At 36.8% G+C, this 6231-nt stretch carries 6 protein-coding genes; 2 read left to right on the top strand and 4 right to left on the bottom strand.

Annotated elements, in window-relative coordinates; all coding sequences use genetic code 11:
* Positions 1–203 precede the first annotated feature (203 nt).
* The 4 genes from BM057_RS11130 to obgE form a co-directional block, all read right to left on the bottom strand.
* Positions 204–587 (bottom strand): LapA family protein, encoded by a 384-nt coding sequence (locus BM057_RS11130; protein ID WP_092093799.1) that lies wholly within the window; start codon positions 585–587, stop codon positions 204–206.
* A 29-nt stretch (positions 588–616) separates the two neighbouring features.
* Positions 617–1417 (bottom strand): SDR family NAD(P)-dependent oxidoreductase, encoded by an 801-nt coding sequence (locus BM057_RS11125; protein ID WP_047391639.1) that lies wholly within the window; start codon positions 1415–1417, stop codon positions 617–619.
* 30 nt (positions 1418–1447) lie between these two features.
* Positions 1448–2377, bottom strand: coding sequence for a ribonuclease Z (gene rnz, locus BM057_RS11120; protein WP_092093797.1), 930 nt, complete (start codon positions 2375–2377; stop codon positions 1448–1450).
* 64 nt (positions 2378–2441) lie between these two features.
* Complete coding sequence (gene obgE, locus BM057_RS11115) at positions 2442–3755, bottom strand: GTPase ObgE (protein ID WP_047391726.1); 1314 nt, start codon at positions 3753–3755, stop codon at positions 2442–2444.
* Between the two features lie 348 nt (positions 3756–4103).
* On the opposite strand from obgE, the gene BM057_RS11110 reads away from it, so the two are divergent.
* Entirely contained in the window at positions 4104–5081 is a 978-nt protein-coding gene (locus BM057_RS11110) for a diaminopimelate dehydrogenase (protein ID WP_047391634.1), read from the top strand.
* A gap of 904 nt (positions 5082–5985) precedes the next feature.
* The coding region (locus BM057_RS11105) for a hypothetical protein (RefSeq protein WP_143074520.1) at positions 5986–6231 on the top strand (246 nt) is incomplete at its 3' end.

Below are 6231 nucleotides of genomic sequence, written 5' to 3'. Positions count from 1 at the left end.
ATATAGGGACATCCTCCTGATTTTGTGTGGTAACTTAATTATACAGGATGTCTCTTTTTTTGTGTCTATTTTTGTAACATATCTATTGTACCTCTACAGTTGTTAGAACTAGCAGCATTAAACTTTAAAAAAGGAGTTGGTTACAAACACAACTCCTCTTTGGATTGACTATGCATCCTATTCAGCCGCATCTTTTTAGGTAACTACATTTTAGCAGTTCCTTTTAACTGACGAATTTCTTCTTCTAAAGCAGCAATCTTTTCATTTTTATCTCGCAGCTGGCTTTCCATCATCTGTTGCATTTCTTTGCGATTTTGATCTAGATCTTCCTTGCTTTTTGCCTGAATGTCAACTACTTTTCTTTCAGATTGTTTAATTTGTTTACGATTACGGTACATTGATCCTGTGGAGATCAAAACAGCAATCAGTGCTCCAAGCAGCAATGAGCCTAAAATAACCATGATCAGCGGCCACGTCACCGTTTTAAACATAAAATTGACCGGAACGTTTTCCATATTTGAGATGGCAAAAAAAGATACGATCACCATTAAAATAATTGCGACGATTGTTGTCCATTGTTTTTTCATCTGCTACTTACTCCTCCTTAAAAAAGCTTCTATTTTTTGTTAAAGGCTGTACCAGCTAGAAAATCACCGATTTTTGGAAATAAGATATATGCTCTGCTAGCAAATTCCATGATTTTCGGCAAATTCAATTCTCTTTTAGATGTTCCCATAATAGAAACAACTTGATGAGCAACATTTTTTGGATCTAAGGCAAGTTGGCCCACTTTTTCTAAATAATCTCCATTTTTATCAGCCAAATCGAAAAAATCTGTTTTTACTGGTCCCAAGTTGACTGTCGTCACTCCAACATTCAGCGGTTTAAGATCTAAACGTAATGCATTTGAAAAGCCAAGAACGGCAAATTTACTTGCAGAGTAAATAGTAGATTTAGGTGTCGCAATTTTTCCACTCATTGAACAAATGTTAATAATATGACCTTTTCCTCTTTCAGCCATTTGAATTGCAGCAAATTGAGAAGTATACATCAATCCTAATACATTGACTCGCATCATTTTTTCAGCAATATTCATATCAACTGTTCGAAAGTCTTCAAAATGTCCAAATCCAGCATTATTGACCAATACATCGATAGGTCCTACTTCTGCTGAAGTTTTTTCTAGCACCTCTTCGATTTCTTCTGGATCAGAAATGTCTAAGTGAAACACATAAGCTTTTTTGCCAGACAGCTTTTCACAAGTCTTCTGTACTTCTCTTAGCTTTTCTATTCTTCTAGCCGCTAAGATGACAATAGCACCTTTTAAAGATGATTCGTAAGCAATTTGTTCACCTAGACCAGAAGAAGCTCCTGTAATCAAGATGACTTTATTCTTCAAAGATTTTTCCCTAGACAAGTAAATGACTCCCTTTCTATCAAGATCCATTTATTTACGCAATAGAACCGGATATTCATCAAAATCTTTTACAACTTTTGTTGCTTTAAAAATATGTTGAGCTTCTTTTTTTAACAAGGCAATATCTTTTGGTAAATAACGAGCACTGATGTGTGTCAGGAGCAACTGCTGAACATTTGCGCTTTTAGCTACTTCAGCAGCTTCTGTATTGGTTGAATGATGATACTCTTTTGCCATTTGGCGGTTACTGCCGTCAAATGTACTTTCATGAACAAGCACATCTGCATTTTTTGCGAGTTCTACACTATTGGCTGTTTTCCTTGTATCTCCTAGAATCGTAACAATGCGTCCTTTTTGAGCAGGACCAATGAAGTCTTGGCCATTAAAGATACGGCCATCTTCTAGTTCGATTGTTTCACCATTTTTTAGTTTACCCAATAATGGGCCAGCAGGGATCCCCGCTTCCTTTACTTTATCCATCAGCAACATGCCAGGATGACTAGCTTCTTCTACACGATAGCCAAAAGACTGGATCCCATGGTCAAGTTCTATGCAAGTAACAGTGAATTGATCATCTTTAAAAATCGTCCCTTCCTGTTCAATTTCATGAAAAGTCAACGGATATTTTAAAAATGTTTTGCTAACTTTCAAACTGGTCAATACGAACTGTTTGATTCCAACAGGGCCGTAAATAGCAAGTTCATCATCTCCCCCTTGAAAAGCCCGGCTAGCCAAAAATCCAGGCAATCCATAGATATGATCGCCATGTAGATGAGTGATAAAAATTTTATTGATTTTTCTTGGCTTCAATGTCGTATGCAAAATTTGATGTTGCGTTCCTTCTCCGCAATCGAAAAGCCAGACTTGATTGATCTCATCTAAGAGTTTCAAAGCAATACTTGTTACATTGCGTTGTTTTGAGGGGACTCCTGCGCCGGTACCTAAAAACATTAATTCCATTATTTTCATCCTTTAATAAAAGATTCTGACTTCTTACTTTCCATGATAAACCTAGTACGTGTTATTATTCCATAAATTCGAATTCAAATTTTTCGATTCGAACGATATCGCCATTTTTAGCGCCTCGGCTTCGCAATTCTTCGTCTACTCCCATTGTTCTTAATTGACGAGCGAATCTCAACGAAGACTCATCATGTTCAAAGTTCGTCATCTTAAATAATTTTTCTAATTTCTCTCCGCTTAATACCCAGGTGCCGTCTGACTCTCTTGTCACAGTAAAAGATTTTTCTTCTGGGGTGAATTGGTATAAAACAGATTGATCCTCTTCTGCTTCTTCCGGCTCGTACATAGGGAATTCCGGCGTTTTTTCAAGAAGATCTGCCGTTGCATTCAGCAAAGCTTGAATCCCTTGGTGGGCAATAGAAGAAATTGGAAAAATTATCGGATCTTCTCCAAATTCATCTTCTTGGTTTGCTCCCAATTTTTCTTTGAACGCTTGAAGATTCTCTTCAGCATCCGGCATATCCATCTTGTTTGCTACGATAATTTGAGGCCTTTCAAGCAATCGTAAATTATATGACTCTAATTCATTATTGATAATTTGATAGTCTTCATAAGGATCACGTCCTTCACTGGCACTCATATCGATGACATGAAGCAAGACACGTGTTCGTTCAATATGACGTAGAAATTGAGTTCCCAGGCCTACTCCTTGAGAAGCTCCTTCAATCAATCCTGGCATATCAGCCATCACAAAGCTTCTTCCGTCATCTGTTCTAACCATTCCTAAGTTAGGTACAAGTGTTGTAAAGTGGTAAGCACCGATTTTAGGTCGTGCAGAAGAAACAACTGATAGTAAGGTTGATTTTCCAACCGATGGAAAACCTACGAGACCAACATCTGCTAATACTTTTAATTCCATTTCGATGTCGAACTCTTGTCCAGGTTCTCCATTTTCAGCAATCTCCGGCGCCGGATTTCTAGGCGTCGCAAATCGAATATTTCCTCTGCCGCCTCTACCGCCTTTTGCTACAACAAGCGTTTCTCCATCACTTACTAAATCTCCTATGATCTTTCCTGTTTCAGCGTTTTTAACTGTTGTGCCAGGTGGGACTTTAACGTATAAATCTTTAGCACCTTTGCCGTGCATGCCTTTTGTCATGCCGTTTTCGCCAGAAGTTGCTTTAAAGTGACGATTCATTCGAAAGTCCATTAGTGTCCGCAAACCTTCATCCACGATGAAAATAATATCTCCGCCGCGGCCGCCATCTCCTCCAGACGGCCCTCCATCTGGTACATACTTTTCTCTTCGGAAAGAGACCATTCCATTGCCGCCATTGCCAGCTTTGACATGGATGGAGACTTGATCTAAAAACATCGACATACTTTTTCCTCCTCATTTCATTGAGTAAAGATGATTTCTCATTTTTCTTTCCAAGCAATCAAATTTCTTTTTCCATCATCAAAAAATGTGTTTAGAAAAAGAATAACTTATTTATTCACTCTCGAAATTCCTTATCATCTTCTTTATTTTACTTATAATTTTGACTTTTGTCTATTTTTGCATGCATTATTTTTCTGCATTTGAGATATTCCTTTTTTTAAAAGAATCTTTTGTCTTAAAAAGCTGCTCGGCTTCTATACTTTTTTGTGGACTTTATTTTTTCAATAGCCTATACTGATACAGTAAAAAAGCACAAAAAAAGTTTGAATGGAGATGAACGAATTGACTAATACTATTCGTCTTGGCTTGGTAGGTTATGGAAACATTGGAAAATCTGCTGAAGCAGCAATTGAAGCGTTCCCTGATATGGAAGGTGTTGCCGTGTTTACCCGTCGCAACCCTGAAACATTAAATAGCAAATTACCAGCGGTTTCTATTGATCAAATTTTAGAATACAAAGATCAAATCGATGTTTTGATTTTATGTGGTGGATCTGCAACAGACTTACCAGAACAAGGTCCTTCTCTGGCAAAACACTTTTCTACGATCGACAGTTACGATAATCATGGTGAAATTCCTTCGTATTTCTCAGCCATAGATGCATCAGCTAAAGAAAATGGAAACACATCAGTGATTTCAGTAGGTTGGGATCCAGGACTATTTTCCATGAACCGAGTATTATTTGACTCTGTCCTTCCTTCTGGCAAAACTTATACATTTTGGGGAAAAGGACTTAGTCAAGGACATTCAGATGCTATTCGCCGTGTAGCAGGCGTCAAAAAAGGTGTTCAATATACAGTTCCAATAGAAGAAGCTCTAGATGAAGTACGTTCAGGCTCTCAACCTTCTCTATCTGCTAAAGAGCAACATGAACGGGTTTGCTATATTGTCGCAGAAGAAAATGCAGACAAAGAAAAGATCGAACAAACGATCAAGACGATGCCCAACTACTTTGAGCCTTACCAGACAACGGTTCATTTTATTGATGAAGAAACTTTTGAAAACGAACATCAGAAAATGCCGCATGGCGGATTTGTGATCCGCACTGGGGAATCAGCTTTAGAAAACCAGCAAAGAATGGAATTTCAGCTGAAATTGGAAAGCAATCCTGATTTTACTTCTTCTATTCTCGTTACTTATGCACGAGCTGTCATGAAACTGAAAGAAGAAGGCAAAACAGGCGCGTTTAGTGTTCTAGATATTCCACTATCTTACCTGTCTGATAAAACACCAGAACAATTGAGAAAAGATTTCCTTTAATCTCTGTTTTTTTACGTTCATTGCATAAAGGAAAAGCCTGCTTCTGATCATATATTCTATTAATGAGTATTTTTTAAAGTAAGACCGAAAAAAGCTGGACAGATATTGTCCAGCTTTTTTCGGTTCTTCCTCTTTTAACGTTGGTAAAGAAATAGGATTCTAACGAGCTTAGCATTAAAAAAATTGTTTTTTTACAGACCAACGTTAAATATTGTAGAACACTTTTTTCTTTTGCCTGAAACCTGTCCGCTCTAAATCTAATGAATATCATCTTCAAAAAAATATATGCATATTACAACTATATCATTGAGAAGTGAATGGTTTACCATTATTAGGTCGATTTGAAGGAGGCTTTTTTTAAAAAAAACGCCACTATAATCGAGTTATGTCAACCTTTTCTGCTTGTTTCTTCATTTAGTTGTCTGTAGCAACTATATTTTCAAACTCAGCTTTCATTTTTTGAAGTGTTCACTCTAATCGACTTCCCTCTTTCAAAAAAAGGTGGTTCTTTTTCTACATTAAATGAATAGAGTTGTATAATTTGTTTGGCGGAAATCACAAGAAAGGACACCTCTTTATGTAAAAATCATGGTCGTTACATTCTTTCAAAAAAAGCTGCAATAATGTTTAAACAAGAAAAATATCAGTTTCGCTAAGATTTACGGTATAAATCAATTGCAATGTCAAAAGCGAAGTATCTGCTCTGCGCGTTTTGTATTGCTTGTTAAAAAAGTAAAAAATGGAAAGCATTGCCGACGTAAATGTGAAAGCTTTTGTCTAACCATTTATAGACACGATTTTTGATGTTGTTAGTGTAAAATTATTGTTGGAAAACACAAAAAAAGGAACAGCTCCTTATGTTATGATGATGTTAACCCAAACCCACCAAGAAGGAGCTGTCCTTATGTCTATTATACAAGAAATGATGGAAACAATCACGAAAGAAATGAAACTTATTTTTGATCAAGCGGTGTCAGGAAAATCAGCTTTTAATGATGTTATTTTCGATATCCAAGAGTTGATGAGAAAATCAGGTGTAGAACTGGCAGAAGACTTGTTTTCTCTTTTAGATGAAACGATCAACGAAAGCACACAACGCAAGAAAGATTGGCACATACAAAGGAAAGCAGATGAAAAAGTAGTTTCTACA

Origin of the sequence: Pisciglobus halotolerans, from assembly GCF_900113675.1 — a bacterium.
GTDB lineage: Bacteria > Bacillota > Bacilli > Lactobacillales > Carnobacteriaceae > Pisciglobus > Pisciglobus halotolerans.
This window is presented reverse-complemented; position numbering and strand designations above follow the sequence as displayed.